This window comes from Shewanella sp. AS1 (assembly GCF_021412565.1).
Lineage (GTDB): Bacteria > Pseudomonadota > Gammaproteobacteria > Enterobacterales > Shewanellaceae > Shewanella.
In genome coordinates this window covers 362,980-389,503 of sequence record NZ_JAKCLJ010000001.1, presented here as the reverse complement: position 1 = coordinate 389,503, position 26,524 = coordinate 362,980, and the positions used below count along the sequence as shown (strand labels likewise).

The window sequence follows — 26,524 nt, the reverse complement described above, 5'->3', positions numbered from 1 at the left end:
CAAGCAAAATCCCCAAAAGTAATGAAGTTTCAAATTAATCCCTGAGGCAATCATTGTCAAAACTTCACCGGAAATAATTGGCCTCAATCTCAGTCATCACGCTAAGATTTAAGCTTATCGACCTGATAGCGAATCAAAGATACACTGTCACACAGAAGGCTTTTTTAGAGATTGGAACCGACATTTTGAAGATCTATCTAGTTGGCGGCGCGGTGCGCGATCAGTTATTGAATATCCCGATTAAAGATCGCGACTATATGGTCGTCGGGGCGACGAGCGAACAGATGCTCGCGTTGGGCTATCGTCAGGTTGGTAAAGATTTTCCGGTGTTTTTACACCCCAAGAGCGGTAACGAATACGCCCTTGCCCGCACAGAACGTAAAACGGCCAAAGGTTATCAAGGCTTTAGTTGTTATGCCGCGCCGGATGTTACCCTTGAGGAAGACTTATTAAGGCGGGATCTGACCATCAACGCCATAGCCCAGAATGAGCAGGGCCAGCTTTTCGATCCCTATCATGGCATTGATGATCTCCAATCTAAAACCCTGCGCCATGTCTCCGATGCCTTTGTCGAAGATCCACTTAGGGTATTAAGAGTCGCCAGATTTGCCGCCAGATTCCATCATTTGGGCTTTACCATAGCACCGGAAACCCTGACGTTAATGCAGCAGATAGCCCAAAGTGGCGAGCTAGAGGCGCTGACACCTGAGCGAGTCTTTACCGAACTGGATAAAGCGCTCTCCACCCCTTCGCCGCAGATATTTTTTGAGGTGCTGAGACAGACTCAGAGCCTGGAGATCCTCTTTCCCGAAATCCATGCTCTGTTTGGTGTGCCACAACCTGAGAAATGGCATCCTGAGATTGATACCGGCATTCACACCTTAATGGTGCTGGAACAGGCGGCAAACCTCAGCAGCGATAAGGCCGTGCGCTTTGCCGCATTAGTGCACGATCTGGGTAAAGCGCTTACACCGATAGAAGCGCTGCCTAAACATCACGGCCATGGTCAAAAAGGATTGACGCCTATTCGCGATCTCTGTCAGCGCATCAGGGTGCCCAACGAGTATCGGGATCTCGCCCTTCTGGTCAGCGACCAGCACCAGAACATACACAATGCCTTTGAACTAAAACCTCAGACCATTATCAAGCTGTTCGATAAAGCCGATTTTTGGCGCAAGCCCCAAAGGCTACAGCAACTCTTACTGGCTTGCGAAGCCGATATGAAGGGCCGAGTCGGGTTTGAACAATCCCAATACCCTCAGGCTGACTACCTGAATCAGTGCTTTCAGTTGGCACAAAATGTGGCGGTTAAAGGGATTGTCGAGGCGGGATTTAAAGGGGCTGAAATCAAGGGAGAACTGTTTAAGCAACGCGTTGAATTATTAGCAGAATATAAGGCGCAACACTAAAAATCACTACAAAATATCGTAAATTGTGAAAATTTAGTGTTTTTAAGACAAAAAATTAACCAAATAGCAGCGCCAAACTTGCTTTTAACAATTCTTAAGATATTGTATAAAGACTCAACTGTGAAAATTCATAGTAAAATAATATAGCTATGACATAATCAACACGTTGCAGCTGTTCTCAGCTGCTCCTTTTAAACCCAACTGAAATGTAAAGGGATTGCCCAATGAACAAAAAAGTATTGATGATGGCTGGTTTAGCAATGACGGCCCTTCTTGGTGGTTGTGCAAACAATACAGCAATGGAAGAAAGCGTTGCAAACCTAGGTAACAAAGTTGATCAGCTATCTGCCGAAGTAAGCTCACTGAAATCTGAGCAAAGTGCACTAGCTGCAGACGTTAAAGATGCTAAAGCGGCTGCGATGGACGCACAAGCAGAAGCTAAGCGTGCTAACGACCGTATCGACAACATTGCGACTACTTACAAGAAGTAAGTTTTTATCAGTTAACTTGTAACGCAATAAGTTAATACCAAAGGCTTGGTTAATGGTGGTTTTGGGGTCTGCATTATGCCCACTCACCAAACCAAGCCTTTCTATTTCTCCCCTCAAAATCTGCCCTGCTAACTTATCCGCCCCCAAAATAAGAGATAAAAAAGCGCACTAATTTAAAAAAACTCTAATATAAAAACGCTCTAAATATAAAAACGCTCTAAAAAAAGCGCCCTTAGAGGACGCTTATAATCTGTATCTGACTTAACTAGGACTGAGCGCCTAAATAAAATCAAGCTATTCGTTATTACTCACCGTATATTCGCCGCCGTAGTTATCGTGATTAATCACCATGGGGATACCATTCTGGTTTAGTAAAGCATCGTTAGCCTTATGGCTGTCAACACCGCTTTGACTGATAAACTTCACCATCTGCTGATTTAGGCTGATCACTTTTGTTCGTGGAGCCTCTTCCGATTCGGACAAAGGTGAATGCACCTCAATGATCTTTCTGCCGTCAGGCTCGGAGGAGGTCTTTACCGTCTGATTGATCACCTGAACGCTATCGCCATATTTTGCCTGATGAAACAGCCACTCGATGTCATCGGGATTTAAACGAATACAACCCGCACTAACACGCATACCAATGCCGAAATCTTTGTTAGTACCATGGATAAGGTAACTCCCGTCACCAAAGGCAAGTTGCATCGCATATTTGCCCAGTGGATTATCTGGCCCTGCCGGTACGACCCTTGGCAGCTCCTCACCTTTCTCCAGTAAATATTCTTCACGTAAGCTTGCAGGTGGTGTCCAGCTCGGATTAGGGATCCTGGCCTTAATCTTAGTCACCATCTCAGGTGTCTCGCGGCCAATACGACCTATCCCAACAGGAAATACGTGGACTTCGCGGCCATTATCTGGGTAATAGTAGAGTCTTAGCTCAGGCAGGTTGATCACTATCCCTTTGCGAGGCGCATCGGGTAATAACATTTGAGTCGGGATCACCAGCTTACTGCCGGGTTTAGGTAAGAAGGGATCGACGCCGGGATTGCTCTCCATCAACTCTATGATGCCAATATTGTATTGATCGGCAATGGTTTTAAAGTAGTCCCCTTTCTTCACCACATGGGTTTGCAACTCACCAATCAAACGCCCGCCATTGCTGGGCAGCGAATAGACATTCGCCAGCAATACGCTAGGGTAAAGACATAAGATGAACAACAGCAATTTACGCATCATCAACAAACATTTCCAATATCGACACTCTCAATAACAGGAAGAGTAACCCGAGACGATTCTCATTTCTAGTCCAGTGAGCAATCAAGGGCCCCAAATGGCTATATCGCCTGTTTAACACTAACGGTCAGATAAAAATCACACTCTAAACGATGAAAATCGCCAGTTAACATCTGCCGCCTAACCTTATCTGTGACTCGCCAGGCAAAGGGTGACATTTCGGCCAGCGTCAACGCCTGCTCCGAAGTCACATCCAGCTCGAAGCTGATACGCTGACGCGAGAGCAATTTTTGCTGTTTAGGTAAGGATAAATCCCCTTCCTTTTCACTCATCTCGCCATAGACAAAGGTTTTTATCTGCCACTGATGACGCGGCGCGGCCGATACTTGCACCAATAGGCCTCCAGGCTTTAATACCCTGAGCAACTCTTTACCCTTTAAGGGCTTATCTATCAGGGTCACTAAGTCGAAACTCTCATCGGCGAAAGGGAGTTGCTTCAGCTGACTGAGAATATAGGTCGCATCAGGATAGACTTTTGCCGCCGAGAACAGGGCATTTTCAGCCTCGGCAACACCGGTTTGTGTCGAGTCCTCTGATGCCTGTTTAAGAGTCGGGGCTAAGGCGCGCAGAAAAAATCCATCGCCGCAGTCAAAGTCCAAATGTTTAATCGATGCCGCAGCTGACTCGGATAACTCAATTAGCAAAGGTGTCACGGTATTGCTAAGAGCCTGAGTCAAGGGCGCGAAGATACCCGATTCCAGCAGGAAGCGTTTGGCACGCATTAACTGACGCGAATCGAGCTGCGGCTTTTTGGCCTGACTAAATACCCAGTAGCCGTTTGGACTCTTGTCCAGATGATGCTTGTTGGCGCAGTACAGGCCTTGTGATTCCTGATGGACCGACATGGGCGAGTGACACTTAGGACATAAATAATGGCTTTTCATGGCTAAACTTCCACTCTGTTTACCGTAAACTGGCTTAGGCAAAAATAATCACACACAGCACTAAGCCTAGGGCCAGACGGTAGATAACAAAAGGTGTCATCCCCATGCGGCTGATGATCTTCAAAAAGTAATGAATACACAGGTAAGCCGATATAAAGGAGACCAACAGACCTAAAATCAATGCATTAAAGTCTATGCTAAGACCGCTTTCGGCGAGATCTTTGATCACTAAAATAGCCGCCCCCAGACTCACGGGAACCGACATCAAAAATGAAAAACGCGCCGCCGCTTCACGGCTCAGCCCAAGCATCAGCGCCGCGGTAATGGTCGCACCCGAACGAGAGGTGCCGGGGATCAAGGCCATCGCCTGCGCCACACCTATGATAAGCGCCTTCTTCCAGCCAACCTGAAACTCATTCAACCCGATCCGATTTAACCTGTCGGCCCACCAGAGCAGTAAACCAAATACTATGGTGGTAAAAGCGATCACTTCGATATTACGAAAATGGGTTTCGATAAAACCCTTGGCCGTAAACCCCACCACCACAGCAGGAATAGTGGCCAGAATGATCCACCAGGCCAGTTTACTCTCCTGAGTCTGCTCACGGCTCACCAGACTAGCCGTCCAGGCGGTAAACATAGACCAGAGTTCATGGCGAAAATAGATCACCACCGCCAGCAGGCTACCAGTATTGACCGCCACATCGAAGGTCAGCCCTTGATCCTGCCAGCCTAAGAGTTGTCCCGGCAGGATTAGATGCGCCGAGCTGGAGATAGGTAAAAACTCGGTAAGCCCTTGAATTAAAGCCAGTACTATGACCTGAAAAGTATCCATGTAATTCCTTTAACAATCTTGCTAGAAAGTCCAATTAAATTCGATAGGCCATAATTTTTGCTGCGACTTATCATAATTTTCCCAGAGAGTTTGATAACTCTCCTGCACGACTGGGTGCACCCGCTCAGGAGCGACTTCGGCCAATGGCCATAATACAAATGCGTTAGTGGTGATCTCGGCTCTTGGCAGCTCAATGGGATCACAAGTAACGCAGTCGTCATACAGTAACAGGTCGAGATCTAAGGTTCGCGGGCTGAACTTTTTCGCGCCCTCCTGGCGGCCATTCTCCCGTTCAATCCCTTTAAACAGTGAGATAAGCTCGCCAATGGCCAGCTCGGTATCGGCGGCCACCACCATATTCAAAAAATTACTGCCGTTAAATCCTACTGCTTCGCTTTCAAATACCGACGAGAGGGATAAGTTTGAAAGATGCTGCCTTAACGCTTTTAAGGCCGAATTAAAGTAATGGGGGGCGTCTATGTTACTACCAATACTAATAAAAATACGCGCCATAAATTTATGGATGACCTCTTTCTATCTCTACACCAACCGCTTGGGCGGCGGGCACGGCGCCGGGTTTCATCACTCTGACTTTTACCCAGGGCACATTAAATTCATTCAGTACACAATCGGCACAGAGTTTGGCCACTGTTTCGATTAATGCAATGGGCTTCTCGGTGACCAGTGCCGTGATACGATTGGACACTGTCTCATAGCAGAGTGCATGCTCATAGTCATCGCTCTCTCCTGCTGGGCGATTATCCCAAGCCATCTCAAGATCGATCAATAGGGTTTGATGGATCTGTTTCTCCCACTCATAAATCCCGATCACAGTTTCAACTTTTAACTGCGAAATAAGCACCTTGTCCATAATGCCTCCTGACAGGCAAGTAAATGTGGTCTAATAAGCTAACGGCCGCTTGCTTGCTATAATCGCAAAAATAACAAGATTTGCAGCGAAACCCTTTCGTACGGGCCAAAACCCAAGTAGGATAAGCCCTGTAAACACGTACGGAAAATGGATAACTCTGTGCCGTTGCACTGTGACTCGCTCAACTCTGCTGAGCATAAAACATCTGGTTATCTTTGGCCCTATTACCTGGTCGGGATAATACCTTAACAAGGATAAGGAAACCAATTTGAGCTTATCGCTGCTGACGCTAGCAATGATCACCATCGCCTATCTGGCCGGATCAATTTCCAGCGCTGTGTTAGTGTGTCGTTTGCGAGGCTTACCGGATCCTAGAAGCCAGGGCTCTGGCAATCCCGGCGCGACCAATGTCCTACGCATAGGTGGTGCCAGCGTGGCAGCCATGGTATTACTGTTCGATATGTTAAAAGGGGCGATCCCCGCCTATGTTGCCTTTCGTTTAGGTGTGGATGCCGTAGCCCTTGGCGTCATCGCCATTGCCGCTTGCCTAGGCCATATCTTCCCTGTTTTTTTCAAATTCAAAGGCGGTAAAGGCGTTGCTACCGCATTTGGCGCCATGGCCCCCATAGGTGCCGATCTGTCGCTCTCATTAATCGCCACCTGGATAATCTTAGTGCTTATGTGCCGCTACTCGTCACTGGCAGCGATAATCACGGCAATGCTTGCGCCTCTCTATACCTGGTATTTCGACGACAGATTTACTCTCCCTGTCGCCATGCTGTCCTTGCTAATCGTGATCCGCCACAGGGAAAATATCCATCGGCTGCTTCGAGGCGAAGAATCGAAAGTCTCCCGCAAGAAACCCTAAGCTTTAATCGGCGCTGGTATTTGAACCGGCGCATGTATTTGAGCCGGCTCGAGCGGTTGAACCAGCTTAGGAGCTTAAACCTGCTTTAAGACTTAAACCGGCTCGAGTGAGTCCAGTGGCCAGCGCGGCATCCCTTTTACTGCCAAGTCTTCAACCTGCCCCGCCTTGAGTCGCTGCATCCCCGCATAAGCGATCATGGCGCCGTTGTCGGTGCAGAACTCACCTCTGGGATAATAGACCTTGCCGCCCAAACTTTGCATCATCTCGGCTAAGGATGCACGTAAACGACTGTTGGCACTCACCCCACCGGCAATCACCAAACGCTGATAACCTGTCTGCTTTAAGGCGCGCTTACATTTAATGGCTAGGGTATCGACAACGGCCTCTTCGAAGGCGCGGGCGATATTGGCGCGGGTCTGCTCATCATCGCCTTCACTGGCAATGGTATTTGCCGCAAAGGTTTTAAGCCCGGAGAAGCTAAAATCCAGTCCGGGTCTGTCTGTCATCGGTCGTGGGAAACGATAGCAATTTGGCTCACCTTTCGCCGCCAGCTTAGACAGGCGAGGCCCACCAGGATAATCCAGCCCCATCAACTTAGCGGTTTTATCGAAGGCTTCACCGGCGGCATCATCCACAGATTCTCCCAATACCTCATAGCGGCCAATACCTTCGACCGCCACCATCATGGAATGGCCGCCTGAGACCAGCAGTGCCAGGAAAGGGAACTCAGGCACATCTTCTTCTAGCATAGGTGCCAGCAGGTGCCCTTCCATATGGTGAACACCCACGGCGGGGATCCCCCAGGAAAACGCCAGCGCGCGGCCGACACAGGCACCTACTAATAGAGCGCCAACCAATCCTGGCCCTTTAGTGTAAGCGATGGCATCAATCTCACTTTGAGTACAGTTGGCGTCCTTGAGCGCCTGTTTAATCAGAGGCACTATCTTGCGCACATGATCTCGAGATGCAAGCTCAGGCACCACGCCACCATAATCGGCATGGAGTTTCACCTGGCTGTAAAGTGTATGTGATAGCAAGCCTTGCTCGTCGTCATAAACGGCAATACCAGTTTCATCACAGGAGGTTTCAATCCCTATAACTCGCATCTTTATATCTACTCAAAATGAAGGTGGCGCCGATTTTACCTGTTCAAATTAAATTATACCAATCGAGTTAACCTTGAGCCGACTTTCTCGGCTACATCAGCCCTGGACGCATTCAGACAGATAAAATGCTAAACTTTAAGCTATCACCGCCCTTAAAGATCCTAAGGAGATCGTTACAAGGGGGTTTACAAGTGATCCTTTGTCGGTATAGAATTCCGCACCATTTTTAAATTAACTTGGGTTAAGTAATTAACTCAATACAACCTACACCTAAGGGGTGATGGCGTATGCCAATTATTAAAGTACGTGAAAATGAACCATTCGACGTAGCACTACGTCGTTTCAAGCGCTCTTGTGAAAAAGCTGGTATCTTAGCTGACGTTCGTGCTCGTGAATTCTACGAGAAGCCAACAACTGCACGTAAGCGCGCTAAAGCCGCTGCAGTTAAGCGTCTTGCTAAGAAGCTTTCTCGCGAAAACGCACGTCGCGTACGTTTATACTAATCTCTTATGAGCCTAGTTGATCAGCTAAAAGAGCAGATGAAGGAAGCTATGCGTGCCAAAGAAAAGGTGCGCTTAGGTACAATTCGTATGGCGCTGGCTGCCGTTAAACAGTTGGAAGTGGATACCCGCGAAACACTGAGTGACGAGCAAGCAATAGCTGTCTTAACCAAAATGGTCAAGCAACGTCGTGACTCTATCGCTCAGTATGAAGCGGCAGGTCGTGATGAACTAGCCCAAGCAGAGGCAGAAGAGATTCAAGTCCTTGAAACTTTCCTGCCACAGCCACTTTCACAAGAAGAGGTTGATGCGCTAGTTGATGCGACTATCGAACAGGTAGGTGCATCGTCCATGGCGGATATGGGCAAAGTAATGGGAGCATTGAAACCTAAAGTACAGGGAAGAGCTGACATGGCGGCAATTGGCGCTATGATTAAAGCAAAACTCAAGTAAGTTAGTCTTCAGTGTATGAATAAGCCGTGCATTAGCGCGGCTTGTTTGTTTATATTATTTCTATTCTGTTTCGCGAAAAGGCGGCATTTATACAGCAATGGCGATACCTCGTGATTTTATCAATGAGCTTGTAGCTCGTACCGATATAGTCGATCTTATCGATGCTAAGGTCCCCCTGAAGAAGGCGGGAAAAAACCATTCTGCCTGCTGTCCATTTCACAGCGAAAAATCACCTTCATTTACTGTCAGTCGAGATAAGCAATTTTATCACTGTTTTGGCTGTGGCGCCCATGGCAACGCCATCGACTTTGTCATGGAATATGACAGACTCGATTTTGTCGATGCCATAGAGGAGTTAGCCGGCCAGCTCGGTCTTGAAGTACCAAGAGAACAAGGCACAGGTAAGCGCCGCGATGAAGGCTTAAGCCGGGATCTCTATCAACTGATGGAAGAAGCGAGTCGCTTCTACCAGAGCCAGCTGCGCCAACATACGGACAAGCAAAAAGTGCTGGATTACCTCGAACGTCGAGGCTTGTCCGACAAGGTTATCCAAGACTTTAATATCGGTTTTGCCCCCGATGGTTGGGATGGCTTACTGGGACGTTATCGCCCGAGTCAGGACGCGCAGGACAAACTGCTCACCGCTGGTATGGTGATTGAGAACGACAATGGCAAACGCTACGACCGTTTTCGCGATCGCCTCATGTTCCCGATCCGGGACAGACGCGGCCGAGTAATAGGCTTTGGCGGCCGAGTGCTGGGTGATGGCACGCCCAAATACTTGAATTCCCCTGAAACGCCCATATTTCATAAGGGTCATGAACTCTATGGCTTATATGAGCTGAAACAGCGCCACCGTGATCCCAAACAGATCTTGATAGTTGAAGGCTATATGGATGTGGTGGCCCTGGCGCAATTTGATGTGGATTATGCGGTCGCCTCTCTGGGCACATCGACCACGGCAGAGCAATTCCAGCTATTATTACGTAGTGCCAAAGAGGTTATCTGCTGCTATGACGGTGACAAGGCTGGATATGAAGCCGCCTGGCGCGCGCTCGAAACGGCGCTGCCCTTGATAAAACCTGGGGATCTGGTGAAATTTATGTTCCTTCCCCAGGGAGAAGATCCGGACTCATTAGTCAGACAGGTAGGCAAAGAGGCATTCGAACAGTTGATCACTCAGGCCAAATTATTACCCGAGTTTCTTTTCGATACTTTAGCTGACCGTCATGGTGCCGATAAAGGGACATTAGCCAAACAGGCAATGGCGCTCATTGAAAAGGTACAAGATACGGTTTTACAAAGTTTATTACTGGATAATCTGGCCTATAAACTGGGTATGAACAGCGCCGAAGAGCTTAAACGCAAACTCGGATTTAAAGCGATAAAACCTAGTCAAAGTTTACAAAATAAAGCGCTTAAAGGACGGGGAACCCCACTGCGACTAGCCATCGCACTGCTGGTTCAACATCCTCACTTGGGCAATCAACTACCTGAGCAACCAGCGTTAAAACATATCAAGATGGAAGGCATAGATCTGCTTGCCCTCTTATTAGACAGAACTCGAACCGACAAAATAAACAGCGCACAACTACTTGAACAGTTCAGAGGTGATGACAAATTAGACACCCTGAAGAAACTGACCCAATGGGAACATCAAGTGGCGGATGAGAATTTGCAGCAAGAGTTCAAAAAAGCCCTGATATGGTTGAACAACCAATATATTGAGCAACGCTATCAGGAACTGAGCTTAAAACAGCAGCATACTAAAGAAGAGAGAATGCAGCTTCAAAAGCTCATTGCTGTGATGCAGAGTCGAACTTAAAAACGAGAAATTTGTCTCAATAAGTAATGACTTGGACTAGCACAGCAAACTACACACGGCTATAATTGACGATTTGCGCGGCATTCGTTTGCCCGTCGTTTAACAGTTACCCAACTTGGATGATATCTATGGAGCATACTCCGCAGTCGCAACTGAAACTGTTGCTTGCCAAAGGTAAAGAGCAAGGTTATCTAACCTATGCAGAAGTGAACGACCACTTACCTGCAGATATGGTCGATTCTGACCAAATCGAAGATATTATCCAGATGATTAATGACATGGGTATTCGCGTCTACGAACAGGCGCCGGATGCCGATGAGATCATGATGTCTGAAGACAGCACCGATGAGGATGCTGCCGAAGAAGCCGCCGCCGCGTTAGCGACGGTAGAAGCAGAACTGGGACGTACCACTGACCCAGTGCGCATGTATATGCGCGAGATGGGCACAGTTGAACTTCTTACCCGCGAAGGCGAAATCGTAATCGCCAAGCGCATTGAAGAAGGTATTAACACAGTTCAAGCTTCAGTAGCCGAATATCCTCAAGCGATCGCCATGATCCTGGAGCAATACGACCGCTACGAAGCTGAAGAAGTCAGACTATCAGACATTATCTCTGGATTTGTTGATCCTAACGCTGAAGACGTTGCACCTACCGCAACCCACATCGGCTCTGAACTGTCGGATGAAGATCTCGACGATGAAGATGACGATGATGATGACGATGATGACGATGATGACAGCGTCAGTGAGGACGACTCACCTAAAGGGCCCGATCCAGAAGAAGCGCGTGAGCGTTTCTCTCAGCTGCGTGACGCCCACGAGCGCACATTAAAGATCATTGCCGACAAAGGCCGTGAGCATCCAGAAGCGACTGCAGCACTGTTCGAAATCGGTGAAATCTTCAAAGAGTTCCGTTTAGTCCCTAAGCAGTTCGATCGCTTAGTGAAAAACATGCGTGAAATGATGGACAAGGTGCGTGTTCAAGAGCGCCTCATCATGAAACTGTGTGTCGAACAGGCCAAGATGCCGAAGAAAAATTTCGTTAAGGTTTATACTAGCAACGAAAGCAGCATCGCCTGGTTTAACGAAGAGATCGCCGCCAAGAAGCCTTATGCCGAAGGTTTAGAGATGGTTGCCGACGACGTGCAGCGTTGCCGCGCTAAACTCGATGCCATAGAGAACGAAACAGGCCTAGCCATCGCAGCCATCAAAGATATCAACCGCCGCATGTCGATCGGTGAAGCCAAGGCGCGCCGCGCTAAGAAAGAGATGGTAGAGGCGAACTTGCGTCTGGTTATCTCTATCGCCAAGAAGTACACCAACCGTGGTCTGCAGTTCCTGGATCTCATTCAGGAGGGTAACATCGGCCTGATGAAGGCGGTAGACAAGTTCGAATACCGCCGTGGTTACAAGTTCTCGACCTATGCGACCTGGTGGATCCGTCAGGCGATCACCCGTTCGATTGCCGATCAGGCGCGAACTATTCGTATCCCGGTACACATGATCGAAACCATCAACAAACTCAACCGTATTTCTCGACAAATGCTGCAAGAGATGGGGCGCGAGCCTTCACCCGAAGAGCTGGCCGAGCGCATGTTGATGCCGGAAGACAAGATCCGCAAGGTACTTAAGATAGCCAAAGAGCCAATCTCGATGGAAACCCCTATCGGCGATGATGAAGATTCCCATTTAGGTGATTTTATCGAGGACACCACCCTAGAACTGCCATTGGACAGCGCCACAGGCGAAAGCTTGAAGAACGCCACTCACGAAGTCTTAGCCGGCCTCACCGCCCGCGAAGCCAAGGTGCTGCGGATGCGTTTCGGTATCGATATGAATACCGACCACACGCTGGAAGAAGTTGGTAAGCAGTTTGACGTGACTCGTGAGCGTATCCGTCAGATAGAAGCCAAGGCATTGCGTAAGCTGCGTCACCCTTCCCGCTCAGAGATCTTAAAGTCCTTCCTCGACGAATAAGTCTCTCGCTACATTGACCAGATTAAAGCCCGGCAGCCGCTGGGCTTTTTGTTAAGCCGCAATGATCAAAGCCTGACACCAAGGGATTGATTAACAGATAACCACTTGAATCCAAACTGAGGAATTGAGTGGTTTTCTGGGGTGACAAGCGCAAACAAACCTCGTATACTCTTTTGCGCTTTCGATAGTGACGACTATCTTAAGTCGGCCCCTTAGCTCAGTTGGTTAGAGCACACGACTCATAATCGTTAGGTCCACAGTTCAAGTCTGTGAGGGGCCACCAAATCAAAAACAATCTAGCCCATTGATTCAATGGGCTTTTTTGTGCCTTGAATTCAGTAAACACCCGTAGCAAACGCCATGAACTTAGGTTCCATCGCACATATATCGCACATATATCGCACATATATCGCACTTCTTGATGCAAACGCGTGCAAAATTGAGTCAACTGCTTTTCAAGCAAATACAAATGGCACCTCGCCAGCACTTCACAAGACGAGCTTTATCCTCATTAACATACCAATTTCAGACCTTTAAATGAAAAAGCCCGCTAATGCGGGCTTCAAAATAAGTAAGCTGTTAGCTATTAAATCCCCAACTTATCCCGCATGCTGTAGTACCAGGCGCCGATGGCGGAGAAAGGTACCTGCAGCAGGTGGCCACCTGGGAAAGGATAGTGAGGCAGGCTGGCAAAGGCATCGAAACGTTTTGCCTGACCATTGATGGTTTCAGCAAGGATCTGTCCCGCCAGATGGGTATAAGTGACCCCATGACCGCTACAGCCTTGTGAATAGTAGATATTCTTGCCGATACGACCCACCTGAGGCAGACGCGACAGGGTCAGCAGGAAGTTACCCGTCCAAGTAAAGTCAATTTTAACATCTTTAAGCTGAGGAAAAGTCTGCAGCATTTTGGGGCGAATAATGGCCTCAATATCGGCGGGATCCCGCGCGCCATAAACCACACCACCACCATAGATAAGACGCTTGTCCCCCGACAAACGGAAATAATCCAGCAGATAGTTACAATCTTCAACACAGTAGTCCTGAGGCAGCAACTGATGCGCCAGCTCGTCACCTAAAGGCTCGGTTGTGATCACTTGGGTGCCACAGGGCATAGATTTCGCCTGTAGCTCAGGTAGCAGGCCTTTAAGGTAGGCGTTACCGGCCACTATCACAAACTTAGATTTTACCGAGCCTTCGGCCGTGTGGATCACAGGATTCTCACCCTGCTCTACTTTAATCACGGCCGAATCTTCGAAAATTTGCCCACCTAAAGATTCAACCGCATCGGCCTCACCCAGCGCCAGATTCAGTGGATGGATATGGCCACCGCTTTTATCCAGCAAACCGCCTACATAACGCTCTGAATCGACGACAGAGCGAATTCCTTTGCTGTCTAGCATCTCAAGATGCCCCAGATGGCCGTGCTTTTCCCATAGGGCTTTTTGCGCTTCTAAGTGCCCCATCTGCTTACTGTTTAGCGCAGCAAACACACCGCCATCTTTGAGATCGCATTGAATATTGTATTTAGCAACCAACTGCTTAAGGATGCGACCGCCCTGAAACGCCATCTCGCCAAACAGTTTGCCCTGCTCCACGCCAACGGTTTTCTCTATGGTGTCTATGTCACGGCTGAAGCTGTTGACTATCTGGCCGCCATTGCGACCCGAAGCGCCAAATCCCACCCGCGCAGCTTCCAGTACTGTTACCTTAAATCCCAGTTCGAGCAGATGGATAGCCGATGACAGACCTGTATAACCTGCGCCGATAATGCACACATCGGTTTCGATATTATCGGCTAGCTTGGCACGTAACTGCTTATTGTTTGCCGACGCGGCATAATAGGAATTTGCGTGAGGAGTGCAATGCATAAAAACCACCTAAATCCTTATAATGATTGTTGTTTGCTTTGTCCTGGCGAGCAGGAAACTCCCTGCTCGCCCGAGGTCAAATCCTTGCAGAGAGGGGCGTTACTCGCTGACCATGCGGCTTCGCTTATCGGCGCGTCTTGCCATATACCAGGAGATAAAGGCAATCAGAGATACGATAAGGATGATCAGCGTCGCTAATGCGTTGATCTTTGGAGACACCCCGAGTCTGACCGATGAGAACACCACCATAGGCAGGGTGGTTGCACCCGGACCCGAGGTAAAGCTGGCGATCACCAAGTCATCCAACGACAGACTGAAAGAGAGTAACCAACCGGCGATCAAGGCCGGTGAGATCATGGGCACAGTGATATAGAAGAAGGTCTTGAGTGGCGTCGCACCCAGATCCTGTGCCGCCTCCTCTATCGACAGATCCAGCTCTCGCAGACGCGATGACACCACAACGGCCACATAAGCCGAACAGAAGGTCGAGTGCGCGATCCACACAGTCAGCATGCCACGCTCGGCAGGCCAACCCAGCAAGTCTGCCATGTGCACAAACAGCAGCAGGAGCGACAGACCCGTGATCACCTCTGGCATTACCAGCGGCGCCGTGATCATATTCGACAGCGTCAGCTTGCCCCAAGAGCGGGCAAAACGTGTCATCACAAAGGCCGCCATAGTGCCTAGGATCACCGCCATGGAAGAGGCGAAGAAGGCCACCTTCAAACTGGTCCAAACCGCATCGAGGATCTGTTCGTCGCGGAACAGTTCGCCATACCATTTAGCGGAGAAGCCGCCCCAGACAGTCACTAGTTTTGACTCGTTAAAAGAGTAAAAAACCAAGATAAACATAGGGGCATAGAGGAAAAACATCCCCAGCCACAGCATCACAGTCGAGAAGCTGAGTTTTCTTAATCCCTTAATCATGCTTTATTCTCCATACTTCTGGACTGATAACGATGGAAGAGTGTTATGGGGATGATTAGCAAGGCTAACATCACTATCGCCAGGGAAGATGCCACCGGCCAGTCACGGTTATTGAAGAACTCCTGCCACAGTACCTTACCTATCATGAGCGAGTCAGGGCCGCCGAGCAGCTCAGGGATCACAAACTCACCCACCACAGGAATAAACACCAACATGGAGCCAGCGATCACGCCGCCCCGAGACAGAGGCAAGGTAATTTTCCAAAAGGTGTTTAAGCTGCGGGAACCAAGATCTGCCGCCGCCTCAAGCAAGCTGCCGTCGAGCTGAGATAAGTTGGCGTACAGAGGTAAGATCATAAAGGGCAAATAGGTATAAATAATGCCTACATACACAGCAAAGTTGGTATTGAGCATCTGAATCGGCTCGGAGATCACCCCTAACCACATCAAGACGTTATTGATCACACCATTATTGCTTAAGATCCCCATCCAGGCATAAACCCGAATAAGAAATGAGGTCCAGGAGGGCAACATCACCAGCAGAATCAACACGGTTTGATGCTGTTTAGGCGCTCTGGCGATGGCATAGGCCATGGGATAGCCAATCAGCAAACAACCCATAGTCGTGATACAGGCCATCTTCAGTGAACCCAGATAGGCATTCAAATAAAGATGATCATCAAACACCAGTAGATAATTCCCCAGATTCAATATGATCTGCAAAGTTTCATCAGCATATTGAAACAAAGCATCGTAAGGGGGAATGGCTATCGCCGGTGAGGACAAACTGATCTTTAATACGATGGCAAAAGGCAACGCAAAGAACATCAAGAGCCAAAGATAAGGTACCCCAATTGTCCAGCACTGCCCCTTAGGCAGTCGCATTTTCAGCAGATTTTTCATCATGCCAACCTCACTCATGATCTTAGTACCACACCACTTTCGGCTTCCCAGCTCACATATACATTCTCTTCCCAGGTGGGGGAATCCGAGCGGCGATCACTGTTGGTCACCATAGATTGCACCAACTGATTATTGCTCAAGCGTACATAGTAGACGGAGATCCCCCCAAGATAGGCGATATCTTCCACCTTACCTTGACACCAGTTGTATTCACTCTCTGGCTGCTCACGGCTGATATGGGTTTTCTCCGGACGCACCGCCAGCCAGACCTGGGTACTGTCAATACTGGTCGACACCCCGTAGCCCACATAAAAACGTTGGGGCAAGGAGCGAGATTGAAGCACTAAGTGGTCCACCTCATCTTCGAGAATATCGGCATCGAACATATTTACCGAGCCGATAAATTCCGCCACCATGCGGCTGACCGGACTCTCGTAGATATCCATTGGAGTGCCGGTTTGTACTATCCAGCCATCGCTCATGATCGCGATGCGCTCAGCCATAGTCATCGCCTCTTCCTGATCGTGGGTGACCATCACGCAGGTAACGCCGACCGATTCTAAAATATCGACCACTTCCAGCTGCATCTGGGTACGCAGCTTCTTGTCCAATGCGCCCATGGGTTCATCGAGAAGGAGTAATTTAGGCCGTTTAGCCAAGGAACGTGCCAGCGCCACACGTTGACGCTGACCACCAGAAAGTTGATTGGGCTTACGTTTCGCATAGGCTTCCATGTGAACCAGCTTAAGCATCTCTTTCACACGTTGCTCTATCTCTTCCTTGGGCAGCTTGTCCTGTTTCAGGCCAAAGGCGATATTCTGTGCCACCGTCATATGGGGAAAAAGGGCATAGGACTGGAACATCATATTGATGGGGCGTTCATAGGGTGGCAGATCGGTAATATCGATCCCATCGAGAAAGATGCGCCCCTCGGATGGTTTTTCAAACCCGGCCAACATACGCAATAGAGTCGACTTGCCTGAGCCAGAGCCACCCAGCAGCGCAAAAATTTCGCCACGATTAATGTTTAATGACACATCATCCACGGCGCGAACATCATCAAATAGCTTGCTGACTCTCTCTATCTTCAGCAACACGTCTCCTTGCGTCTTTGTAGTCGGTTTATTTGTGACGCCAGAATTGTTAGCCATATAGCCTCTCTATAAAATGTCCACAAAAAATACGTGCAGGCACTTACTGCATTTTTTACTTGTTAAAGATGGATAAAAAAGGGCAAGCGAACTTGCCCTTATTGCGGTAGCATTACATGCCAGATTTTACTTTAGTCCACACTCGGGTCATTGCACGCTGCGCCTTCATTGGACGCACATCGGCCACATACAGACGCGATAGCACTTCAGGCGTTGGATAGATAGCCGGATCCTCTAAGATCTCCTTATCAACAAACTCCTGCGCCGGCACATTAGGGTTCGCGTAGGCCACATAGTTAGTGATAGGCGCGATCACATCTGGACGCAGCAGGTAATTCATGAAGGTATGCGCATTCTTGACGTTTTTCGCATCGGCGGGAATAGCGAGCATATCGAACCACAGATTAGCGCCCTCTTTAGGGATGCTATAAGCGATATGCTGACCATTTTCCGCTTCATCGGCACGGGCCGCAGCCTGGAATACGTCACCTGAATAACCGAAGGCCACACAGATATCACCATTGGCTAAGTCAGTGATATAACGTGATGAATGGAAGTAGGTAATATAGGGACGCACCTTCATCAGGACTTCACCGGCCTTAGCATAGTCATCGCTGCTGGTTGAGTTTGGATTAAGCCCTAAATAAACCAGTGCCATAGGCAGCATTTCATCGGCCGAGTCGAGCATAGACATGCCGCACTTACTTACTTTCTCTGCGTATTTAGGATTAAACAACAGCTCCAGCGAGTTTACCGGTGCATCTTCACCCAGCACTTCTTTAACTTTCTCTATGTTGTAACCGATGCCAGTTGTTCCCCAAAGGTAAGGCACCGCATACTGGTTACCGGGATCGGCCGCTTCAAGCTGCTTCATTAACTTAGGATTTAGGTTGGCATAGTTAGTGAGCAAATTACGGTCTAATTTTTGAAATGCCCCTGCCTTAATCTGCTTAGCAAGAAAGTTATTCGAAGGCACGACAATATCGTAACCAGAACGGCCCGATAACAACTTAGCTTCTACTACTTCGTTACTATCAAACACATCATAAATCACCCGAATCCCTGTTTCTTTCTGGAAGTTAGCCAGGGTATCTTCAGCGATATAATCAGACCAGTTATAAACATGTACGACTTCTTCAGCGCTGGTTACTGAACTGGCAAACAGTCCTGTTGTTACCAAAGCAACTGTAGTCATTTTCTTTAAAAGCTTCATGCTCTCTCCTTTTTAGCTAGCCAGTAATCTCTACTATTTACTGTCACCGCATTACCGCTACCACGGCCTTCGTTGTTATAATTTTCCAATGCTACAGCAAGTAAAAACGCATCGGCTTGTGCTTTACTTTTTACTATCCAAGCTACCCTCTCTTTTAGAGTAAGGCAATTGAATCCCCTTGCACCCAAACTCATCCATAATGATAAGTTTCAGGCATCATCTTTGTGCTTCTTGCACCTTAAAGGCCATAATTACTATTTATGGCGATTTTTTCTAGATTGATGATGCCAATCGGGCGGATTTTAACTGCAATACCAAGGAAGTAGTTAGTCATTTCTAATACTTTTTTCACCTTGAAATCACTCATCTTGTTATCAATTTCAGCCCGTCTTGCCCCGTTTTAGTCATCATTAGCACTGTTTCGGGGCAAAAGAGGGCTTAACTGAGTTTATCTGCCGACTTAAGCAGCTTAGTCCCTTAACGCATCACACGGTCAAGAGCAGGAACTCCCGCTCCCAGGAGCTAATCACCCGGCGATAATTCTCCAAATCTGCCTGCTTGACGGCAATATAACCATTGGTAAATATTTCACCTAAATACTCACGTACCGCCGAACTGTCTGACATCACTGCCAGTGCTTCCTCTAAGGTGAGCGGCAGGCTGATGCCATCACGGTTCTCATTTGCCCGGCCATGTACTGGGGTCGATGGTTTCACATCTTCAACCATGCCCATATAACCACATAACAGGGTCGCCGCGATTGCCAGATAACCATTGGCATCCGCACCGGCAATACGGTTTTCGATACGGCGATTTTGCGGAGATGACTCAGGAATTCGCAGACCACAGGTACGGTTTTCATCGCCCCACTCTAAATTGACCGGCGCCGAGGTCCCCGGCAGAAAACGTCTGAAGGAGTTCACATTGGGCGCCATCAGCGGCAGCATCTCAGGAATATACTTCTGCAGACCACCGATATAACTTAAAAACCTCGCGCTCTTGGTGCCATCTTCATTGGTAAAGATATTCTTACCCGTTTTGACATCGACAACACTCTGGTGGATATGCATCGCACTGCCAGGCTCATCGGTCACGGGCTTGGCCATAAAGGTGGCACAGACATTGTGTTTCAGCGCCGCCTCACGCAAGGTGCGCTTAAAGACAAAGACCTGATCGGCAAGCGACAGCGCATCACCATGGCTGAAGTTAATCTCCATCTGGGCCGTGCCTTCCTCATGGATAAGGGTATCGATATCTAATCCCTGCACCTCACACCAGTCATACATATCTTCAAACAGAGGATCGTACTCGTTAGCCGCATCGATAGAGAAAGACTGACGTCCCGATTCGCGCCGACCACTGCGTCCCACAGGCGGACTAAGAGGAATGTCAGGATCTTCGTTAGGCTTAGTCAGATAAAACTCCATTTCAGGTGCAATGACAGGCTTCCAGCCCTTGTCTTCATAAAGCTTCAACACTTTTTTCAGCACGTTACGGGGCGATAACTCAATAGGGTTGCCCATCTTGTCGTAGGTGTCATGAATCACCTGTGCCGTGGCTTCGATACACCAAGGCAACATATATACCGCATCCTCATCGGGCACACAGACAAAGTCGATATCCGCTTCATCGAGCAGCGAATCATAAACATCGCCATCCACATAATCGCCGGTCACGGTTTGCAACAGCACACTCTCGGGCAGACGCATCCCTTTCTCGTCCATAAACTTATCGACAGGAGCAATCTTGCCCCGAGCAATACCTGTCATATCGCTGATCACACATTCAACCTCAGTGATCTTATTCTCTTTTAAATAACTGACTAACTTCTTCATTTTGATTGTCTCGCTCTTAAGGCTGCTCTCTGCTGACACGCTTTATTAAATTCGCTAAAAATGGTTCGATAAAAGGGGTTATCCAGCACCTTCCACTCGGGGTGGAACTGAACGCCCAGGGCAAAACTCTTAGCCTCTTTCACCGAAAAGGCTTCAACCAACCCGTCCGGCGCATAGGCCTCAGGACGCAAGCCAGCCCCTAACCTGTCCACACCTTGGGTATGTACCGAATTCACCTCAGCAAACTTTTTACCCCAGGCCTGATAAAGCAAGCCTTCTGAATCAAGCTGAATCTCATGGGCCAGCCCATATTGGACATCCAGAGGTGTAGTGGGGTCTTCCCTGTGTTCAATATATTGACCCACTTCATGTAGCTTCTGATGCAGGCTGCCACCATAGACAACGTTCATCTCTTGAAAGCCGCGGCAAATAGCAAGCACAGGTACCCCAGCATCAATGGCAGCCTTAAGCAGAGGTAAGGTGGTTGCATCCCGCTTAGGGTCATGGTGAGTCCCTGCGTCACTGGGCGGGCCATCGTAATGATGCGGTTCTATATTAGAAGGTGAGCCGGTAAACATGATGCCATCTAAGCAAGACAAAACTGTGTCTGCGGGACAGTCGCCCAGCGCAGGGATCATTAAGGGCCAGCCCTTCATGGCTTCGACTATGCTCAGCAGATATTTTTCACCGACGATATTAAATGGATGCAGGCCTAGTTGTTGATTACACGCTGTGACGCCTATTACAGCGAGTCCTTCCTCGGACATAACTCACCTATGAAATGTTGATTATTTTCGCACTCTTAATGTTGAGCAATCGTTAACCGAATGTTCATTTTTTCACACACTACACTGAAAAATATCACTAAGCAATAGTTGCTCATCAACAAAATAACCCACAAGCCAGCAACCTTTATAAAATGCAATAAAAACAAGATAGATAGGCAGGAATGCAATTCTTAGCCACAACGAAACAATCTCACATTTTAAAAATAATTGTGAAGTAAACCCGAGGCGCTTCTCGGCGTTTATCTGTGGCTGAAAAATCTATTTTGAATAAAATTATTTACACTCGAGATAAAAGTGTAATAGGAAAGCGAACACCTTAAATCCACCACAAATCGTGTGAATAGAGATAGCAGCTAGGCAGCTGCCTCACCAGACCTTGAGTCTGGCGAGTATAGGTATGATAAATATGAATAAAATCAGAAATTAGCCGGAGTCGTGGCACTGACCATACGACAAGGCACATCGAAGGGATTTCGAAAACGGTGAGGCAGCTCGCTGTTAAAGTAGTAACTGTCCCCCTCGGCCAGGATAAACACCTCATCACCGACTGTGATCTCTATTTTCCCCTCGATCACCATGGCCGCCTCTTCACCCTCATGCTGCAGCATCTCTTCACCCGTATCCGACCCAGGCGGGTAGACTTCGCTCATCACAGACATAGCACGGTTAGGATAGTCACGGCCGATCAATTTATAGTCCAGGTTACCGTCACCAATATCCAGCAGTTCACCGGCGCGATAGACGATTTTATGCTCGGTAGGCAGGCTTTCTTCAATCGAAAAAAAGTCCACCAGCGACATAGGTAAACCCGATAACACTTTCTTTAATGAACTCACCGAAGGGCTGACACTATTCTTCTCAATCATAGAGATAGTGCTGTTAGTCACGCCAGCTCTTTTGGCCAACTCTCGTTGTGATAAGCCTTTCATTTTACGAACAGCTTTGAGATTTGCGCCGATATCCAAAAAGATCTCCTATCTAACCGATTATAGATGAAATAATTTCCATACTAGTTTGTCTCAAACAAAAAAGCATGTTAAATATAATTCACAAGTGTGAAGTATAACCAACTTTCAGGCCAAAAGTATACTGACTCCAGTTGCCTTAGTCGAATAACAATAACAAGCCCCGATTTGGAGACATAGATGTCCAATCAAACCCCAGTTCACAGTGACAACTATCCAAACTCTTTCTACTACGCAACAGCTAACCATCTCCCCCTTCAACCACAGCTGACAGAGAAAATCAGAGTCGATATCTGTATCGTCGGCGGTGGTTTTAGCGGGGTTAACTGTGCCATAGAGCTGGCACAGCAGGGCTTTAGCGTCGCACTGTTAGAGGCCAAACGCATAGGCTGGGGCGCATCGGGACGCAACGGGGGCGAGCTGATCCGCGGCATAGGTCATAATATCGAACAGTTTGAAAATGTGATTGGCACTCAAGGGGTTCAGGCCATCCACGAGATGGGGTTCGAGGCGGTAGAGATAGTCAGACAGCGCATCGCAAAATACCAGATCGATTGTAATTTACAGATGGGCTATTGCGATCTGGCCACTAAACCCCGCCATATGCAGGAGCTTGAAGCCGAGTATCAAAGCCTGTGCCAAGAGGGCCGAGGCAATAGCTTTACCCTATTAGAGCGAAGCCAATTAACCCAAGTGATTGGCTCCCAGATGTATCAGGGCGCTTTAGTCGATAGCAACAGCGGTCACTTACATCCCCTCAATCTGGTTCTGGGCGAAGCCAAAGCCGCACTCGACCTTGGGGTACAAGTGTTTGAACGCAGCTCTGCCATTAAGATAATCAAGGGCGATCGCCCAAAAGTGTTCACTGAGCATGGCGAAGTGGACTGCCAATATCTGGTGATGGCTGGCAACGCCTACATAGGCCATAAGCTCGACGGTTACCTTGGCGGCAAGGTTCTACCCGCAGGCAGTTATCTGCTCGCCACCGAGCCTTTAAGTCAACAGATATGCGATGAGATCATTCCACAGAACATGGCCTTTGCCGATATGCGTATCGCGCTCGACTACTTCCACCTATCACAGGACAACCGCCTGCTGTTTGGTGGCCTGTGCACCTATTCAGGCAAAGATCCCAAGGATATCACCCAGGCCCTAAGACCCAATCTTGAGAAGGTTTTCCCTCAGCTTAAAGGGGTTAAAATAGATTATGAATGGGGCGGCATGATAGGGATAGGCGCCAACCGCCTGCCCCAGATAGGCAGGCTCAAAGATTGTCCTAACATCTTCTATGCCCAGGCCTATGCCGGCCACGGCGTTAACGCCACCCATATGGCGGCCAAGTTGATCAGCGAAGCCTTAACCGCCCAGGCTGAGCGATTCGATATTTTCGACAAGGTGCAACACATGACTTTCCCCGGCGGCCCCACACTTCGCTCGCCTATGCTGGCGATGGGCATGTTGTACCACAGGTTTAAAGATCTGTTTTAATCCTAATTGATATAGCGTTTCTACATACTAAGCTGGATAAAAAAGGAGTCGCAGGTAATGCCTGCGACTCCTTTCTATCAATGATTCATCTTAAGTTTTACTAAGAATCCGTATTTTGCGCCGTACTGACTGGCATCTGAGGATTACTGCCCCACTCGGCCCAGGAGCCATCATACAGCACTGTATTATCGTAGCCGGCCGCCACAGCGGCTAGGATCAGAATACAGGCGGTGATCCCTGAGCCACAACTAAAGATACGCTCACAGACAGGTTCATCGAGAGGACCAAACAGCTCACGCAGGGCCTCGACCTCTTTTAGCTTATGACCATCGAGCACCTGCACGAAGGGAATATTGATGGCACCGGGTATATGACCGCTGCGAACATTGGCCCTTGGCTCACTGGAGTTACCATTGAATCGTGCCTCGCCTCTGGCGTCTAACACCAGCACATTTTCGGCATCAAATCGGGTCAGCACATGGTGAAGATTACAGACTAAGCCAGGCTGCTCCTCGGCACAAAAATCCCCCGGCGCCTCCGTCTCATTAGGATGATAACTGTCGACAGTCATTCGCTCTTCGGCCAGCCATTGGGGTAAACCGCCGTCCAGCACAAATACCCGTTCGAACCCCATAGTCTTAAACATCCACCAGGCGCGGGGGGAAGAGTAGATCCCCTGGTTATCATAAATCACTACTGTGCTGTCACTGTTGACACCCAGCTCGGCTATCGCCTGATTAAACTGCTCAGCCGTTGGCATAGTATGGGAAAGCGATGAAGTGAGATCGCAAAATACTTTCTCAATATCCAGTTTTTGCGCTCGAGGAATGGCAACAAACTGCGAATAAACAATCGGCTCTTTACCTAACACCTGCTCCATGCTGGCATCAAACAGGATCAGGTTATTATCGAACAGGTTAGCTTCTAGCCACGCCGTACTTACTAAAGGATATTCCATAGTCACTCCAAACTGGTATTCACCAATCAACAGTCAAAACTGATACCCGCTGACACAATAGATCCTTTTTTAAAAGCCATTGTGCCGCTACTAAACAAGACAAATGATTGACTTAATTATAATTATAAATTCATCGATTCGACTCACACCGATCACTAACCATCGGCCCCAAAATGAGTAAAGATGAATTTTCATCCATTGGCAACATATACGAAGAGTCTTATAGAGGACAAGTAAAAATTCCTTTTCCATCAAGGTAAAGGATCAAATTTCTGTTATCGCTCGCAAAAATTGCCAAAGAAAACGCCCGTTAACCTTAGGCTAACGGGCGTTGTCATTGTGAAACCAAGAGGTATAAAGCGATCCCCTTATAAAGCGATCCAGGTCGCCTTGATCTCTGTGTATTTCTCAAAGGCATGCAGGGATTTATCCCGGCCATTGCCCGACTGCTTATACCCCCCAAAAGGTGCCGTCATATCGCCGCCGTCATAATGGTTAATCCAAACCATACCGCTGCGCAGTGCCCTGGCCGTCTTATGGGCCTTACTAATATCCGCAGTCCATACACCGGCGGCCAGACCATAGATGGTATCGTTACCTATGGCAATCGCCTCATCCATGCCATCGAAAGTGATCACTGAGAGCACAGGGCCAAAGATCTCCTCTCTGGCTATGGTCATCTGATTGCTCACATCGCTAAAGATGGTCGGCTGAACATAGACGCCGCCGCTGTCAGCCAGCACCTGCTGACCACCACAGACGAGACAGGCGCCCTCATCGAGACCGCTGCGAATGTAGTGCAGCACATTATCCAGCTGCTGCTTATCCACCACGGCGCCACAATTGGTATTTGGATCCAGCGGATGCCCAGGCTGCCATTGCTGCATCTCCTTAACAATCAACTCAATAAGCTCATCCTTAATGCTTGCTTCCACCAGCAGGCGCGAACCCGCCGTGCATACCTCGCCCTGGTTATAGGCGATCGCCGAAGCCGCCGCCTTGGCAACCTGCTTTAAATCTGGCGCATCATTAAAGACGATATGGGGGCTCTTACCGCCCGCCTCCAACCAGACCCGCTTCATGTTCGACTCACCCGCATAGATCATCAGCTGTTTGGCGATTTTGGTGGAACCGGTAAAGACCAGAGTATCCACATCCATGTGCAGCCCAAGTGCCTTGCCCACGGTATGACCAAAACCAGGTAGCACATTGAGTACCCCTTTAGGCAGCCCGGCCTCGATCGCCAGCGCCGCAATACGAATGGCAGTCAGCGGCGATTTCTCCGAGGGTTTAAGTACCACACTGTTACCTGTGGCGAGGGCTGGGCCCAATTTCCAGCAGGCCATCAGCAGAGGGAAATTCCAAGGCACAATGGCGGCGACGACACCTACGGCTTCACGGGTGATCATGCCGATTTCATCATGGGCAGTCGGAGCGATTTCATCGTAAATCTTATCCACGGCCTCACCGGACCAGCGGATTGCCCGCGCTGCCCCCGCCAGATCCACACTCAGGGCATCGCCTATTGGCTTACCCATGTCCAGGGTTTCTAACAGCGCCAATTCATCCTTATGGGCTTCGAGCAGATCGGCGAAACGTATCATCACCTGCTTACGCTTGACCGGCGCCATTTTCGACCAGTCACCCGCTTCAAACACCGCCCTGGCATTGGCGACGGCTAAGTTAGCATCGGCCAGGTCACAGCTGGCGACTTGGGCTAATAAGCGACCATCTATTGGACTAATACAATCGAACGTCTCGCCAGACTGGGCGGCGCAATATTCGCCATTGATAAAGGCTTGTCCATTAATAGCCAGGCCATCGGCCATCTGCTGCCACTGTTCACGACTTTGGGGAGTGCTCATCTCTAACCTCTTAGCGGGTGATAATCCTTATTTATGCAGCGCCAA

25 protein-coding genes and 1 tRNA gene are annotated in these 26,524 nt (G+C 48.7%); 9 read left to right on the top strand and 17 right to left on the bottom strand.

Translation table 11 applies throughout. From position 1 onward, the window contains the following. Nucleotides 1-185: 185 nt before the first annotated feature. Complete coding sequence (locus LZP69_RS01775) at nucleotides 186-1,409, top strand: multifunctional CCA addition/repair protein (protein WP_234198462.1); 1,224 nt, start codon at nucleotides 186-188, stop codon at nucleotides 1,407-1,409. Between the two features lie 224 nt (nucleotides 1,410-1,633). After that, nucleotides 1,634-1,900 (top strand): Lpp/OprI family alanine-zipper lipoprotein, encoded by a 267-nt coding sequence (locus LZP69_RS01770; protein WP_234198461.1) that lies wholly within the window; start codon nucleotides 1,634-1,636, stop codon nucleotides 1,898-1,900. A 294-nt stretch (nucleotides 1,901-2,194) separates the two neighbouring features. Here LZP69_RS01770 and LZP69_RS01765 read toward each other — a convergent pair whose 3' ends face one another. The 5 genes from LZP69_RS01765 to folB all read right to left on the bottom strand — a co-directional run bounded on the left by LZP69_RS01765 (nucleotide 2,195) and on the right by folB (nucleotide 5,783). Further along, nucleotides 2,195-3,136 carry a L,D-transpeptidase family protein gene (locus LZP69_RS01765; protein WP_234198460.1) on the bottom strand — a complete coding sequence of 314 codons (942 nt, stop codon included), beginning with the start codon at nucleotides 3,134-3,136 and terminating at the stop codon, nucleotides 2,195-2,197. A gap of 98 nt (nucleotides 3,137-3,234) precedes the next feature. Beyond that, on the bottom strand, nucleotides 3,235-4,077 hold the full coding sequence (locus LZP69_RS01760; protein WP_234198459.1) for a methyltransferase domain-containing protein: 843 nt from the start codon (nucleotides 4,075-4,077) through the stop codon (nucleotides 3,235-3,237). A 34-nt stretch (nucleotides 4,078-4,111) separates the two neighbouring features. Further along, entirely contained in the window at nucleotides 4,112-4,912 is an 801-nt protein-coding gene (locus LZP69_RS01755; RefSeq protein WP_234198458.1) for an undecaprenyl-diphosphate phosphatase, read from the bottom strand. 21 nt (nucleotides 4,913-4,933) lie between these two features. Then, complete coding sequence (gene folK, locus LZP69_RS01750) at nucleotides 4,934-5,425, bottom strand: 2-amino-4-hydroxy-6-hydroxymethyldihydropteridine diphosphokinase (RefSeq protein WP_234198457.1); 492 nt, start codon at nucleotides 5,423-5,425, stop codon at nucleotides 4,934-4,936. 4 nt (nucleotides 5,426-5,429) lie between these two features. Next, nucleotides 5,430-5,783 (bottom strand): dihydroneopterin aldolase, encoded by a 354-nt coding sequence (gene folB / locus LZP69_RS01745; RefSeq protein ID WP_234198456.1) that lies wholly within the window; start codon nucleotides 5,781-5,783, stop codon nucleotides 5,430-5,432. A 268-nt stretch (nucleotides 5,784-6,051) separates the two neighbouring features. Here folB and plsY point away from each other — a divergent pair, with 268 nt between their 5' ends. Continuing rightward, nucleotides 6,052-6,651 carry a glycerol-3-phosphate 1-O-acyltransferase PlsY gene (plsY, locus tag LZP69_RS01740; RefSeq protein WP_234198455.1) on the top strand — a complete coding sequence of 200 codons (600 nt, stop codon included), beginning with the start codon at nucleotides 6,052-6,054 and terminating at the stop codon, nucleotides 6,649-6,651. Nucleotides 6,652-6,743: 92 nt separating this feature from the next. Here the strand turns inward: plsY and tsaD are convergent, their stop codons facing one another. Further along, nucleotides 6,744-7,757, bottom strand: a complete 1,014-nt coding sequence (tsaD, locus tag LZP69_RS01735) for a tRNA (adenosine(37)-N6)-threonylcarbamoyltransferase complex transferase subunit TsaD (RefSeq protein ID WP_234198454.1) — start codon at nucleotides 7,755-7,757, stop codon at nucleotides 6,744-6,746. Between the two features lie 287 nt (nucleotides 7,758-8,044). On the opposite strand from tsaD, the gene rpsU reads away from it, so the two are divergent. The 5 genes from rpsU (at nucleotide 8,045) to LZP69_RS01710 (ending at nucleotide 12,797) form a co-directional block, all read left to right on the top strand. Further along, nucleotides 8,045-8,260 carry a 30S ribosomal protein S21 gene (gene rpsU, locus LZP69_RS01730; RefSeq protein WP_006080725.1) on the top strand — a complete coding sequence of 72 codons (216 nt, stop codon included), beginning with the start codon at nucleotides 8,045-8,047 and terminating at the stop codon, nucleotides 8,258-8,260. A 6-nt stretch (nucleotides 8,261-8,266) separates the two neighbouring features. Beyond that, complete coding sequence (locus tag LZP69_RS01725) at nucleotides 8,267-8,710, top strand: GatB/YqeY domain-containing protein (RefSeq protein ID WP_234198453.1); 444 nt, start codon at nucleotides 8,267-8,269, stop codon at nucleotides 8,708-8,710. Nucleotides 8,711-8,807: 97 nt separating this feature from the next. Then, nucleotides 8,808-10,535, top strand: a complete 1,728-nt coding sequence (gene dnaG, locus LZP69_RS01720) for a DNA primase (protein ID WP_234198452.1) — start codon at nucleotides 8,808-8,810, stop codon at nucleotides 10,533-10,535. 128 nt (nucleotides 10,536-10,663) lie between these two features. After that, nucleotides 10,664-12,514 carry an RNA polymerase sigma factor RpoD gene (gene rpoD / locus LZP69_RS01715; RefSeq protein ID WP_234198451.1) on the top strand — a complete coding sequence of 617 codons (1,851 nt, stop codon included), beginning with the start codon at nucleotides 10,664-10,666 and terminating at the stop codon, nucleotides 12,512-12,514. Nucleotides 12,515-12,720: 206 nt separating this feature from the next. After that, nucleotides 12,721-12,797 (top strand) — tRNA-Ile (locus LZP69_RS01710). 303 nt (nucleotides 12,798-13,100) lie between these two features. Here LZP69_RS01710 and LZP69_RS01705 read toward each other — a convergent pair. From LZP69_RS01705 to LZP69_RS01670, 9 genes are all read right to left on the bottom strand, one after another. Further along, the gene (locus LZP69_RS01705) at nucleotides 13,101-14,387 is read right to left on the bottom strand and encodes an NAD(P)/FAD-dependent oxidoreductase (RefSeq protein ID WP_234198450.1); all 1,287 of its coding nucleotides are present in this window, start codon (nucleotides 14,385-14,387) and stop codon (nucleotides 13,101-13,103) included. Between the two features lie 99 nt (nucleotides 14,388-14,486). Next, a complete protein-coding gene (locus LZP69_RS01700) occupies nucleotides 14,487-15,314 on the bottom strand; it encodes an ABC transporter permease subunit (RefSeq protein WP_234198449.1) in 828 nt (275 codons plus the stop codon). Beyond that, nucleotides 15,311-16,216 (bottom strand): ABC transporter permease subunit, encoded by a 906-nt coding sequence (locus LZP69_RS01695; protein ID WP_234198933.1) that lies wholly within the window; start codon nucleotides 16,214-16,216, stop codon nucleotides 15,311-15,313. The genes LZP69_RS01700 and LZP69_RS01695 overlap by 4 nt, the downstream gene beginning before the upstream one ends. A gap of 14 nt (nucleotides 16,217-16,230) precedes the next feature. Continuing rightward, on the bottom strand, nucleotides 16,231-17,367 hold the full coding sequence (gene potA / locus LZP69_RS01690) for a polyamine ABC transporter ATP-binding protein (RefSeq protein ID WP_234198448.1): 1,137 nt from the start codon (nucleotides 17,365-17,367) through the stop codon (nucleotides 16,231-16,233). 112 nt (nucleotides 17,368-17,479) lie between these two features. Then, nucleotides 17,480-18,580, bottom strand: coding sequence for a polyamine ABC transporter substrate-binding protein (locus LZP69_RS01685; protein ID WP_234198447.1), 1,101 nt, complete (start codon nucleotides 18,578-18,580; stop codon nucleotides 17,480-17,482). A 238-nt stretch (nucleotides 18,581-18,818) separates the two neighbouring features. After that, nucleotides 18,819-18,947, bottom strand: coding sequence for a hypothetical protein (locus tag LZP69_RS16595; RefSeq protein WP_267961953.1), 129 nt, complete (start codon nucleotides 18,945-18,947; stop codon nucleotides 18,819-18,821). Between the two features lie 118 nt (nucleotides 18,948-19,065). Continuing rightward, a complete protein-coding gene (locus tag LZP69_RS01680; protein WP_234198446.1) occupies nucleotides 19,066-20,415 on the bottom strand; it encodes a glutamine synthetase family protein in 1,350 nt (449 codons plus the stop codon). Next, nucleotides 20,412-21,182, bottom strand: coding sequence for a gamma-glutamyl-gamma-aminobutyrate hydrolase family protein (locus LZP69_RS01675; RefSeq protein WP_234198445.1), 771 nt, complete (start codon nucleotides 21,180-21,182; stop codon nucleotides 20,412-20,414). The genes LZP69_RS01680 and LZP69_RS01675 overlap by 4 nt, the downstream gene beginning before the upstream one ends. A 437-nt stretch (nucleotides 21,183-21,619) precedes the next feature. Then, the gene (locus tag LZP69_RS01670) at nucleotides 21,620-22,168 is read right to left on the bottom strand and encodes a cupin domain-containing protein (RefSeq protein WP_234198444.1); all 549 of its coding nucleotides are present in this window, start codon (nucleotides 22,166-22,168) and stop codon (nucleotides 21,620-21,622) included. Nucleotides 22,169-22,348: 180 nt separating this feature from the next. On the opposite strand from LZP69_RS01670, the gene LZP69_RS01665 reads away from it, so the two are divergent. After that, nucleotides 22,349-23,656, top strand: coding sequence for an NAD(P)/FAD-dependent oxidoreductase (locus LZP69_RS01665; protein WP_234198443.1), 1,308 nt, complete (start codon nucleotides 22,349-22,351; stop codon nucleotides 23,654-23,656). Between the two features lie 100 nt (nucleotides 23,657-23,756). On the opposite strand, the gene LZP69_RS01660 is transcribed toward LZP69_RS01665, so the two are convergent. Together LZP69_RS01660 and LZP69_RS01655 are read right to left on the bottom strand one after the other, a co-directional pair. Then, a complete protein-coding gene (locus tag LZP69_RS01660; protein ID WP_234198442.1) occupies nucleotides 23,757-24,614 on the bottom strand; it encodes a sulfurtransferase in 858 nt (285 codons plus the stop codon). A 368-nt stretch (nucleotides 24,615-24,982) separates the two neighbouring features. Then, nucleotides 24,983-26,479, bottom strand: coding sequence for an aldehyde dehydrogenase (locus tag LZP69_RS01655; RefSeq protein WP_234198441.1), 1,497 nt, complete (start codon nucleotides 26,477-26,479; stop codon nucleotides 24,983-24,985). Nucleotides 26,480-26,524 lie beyond the last annotated feature (45 nt).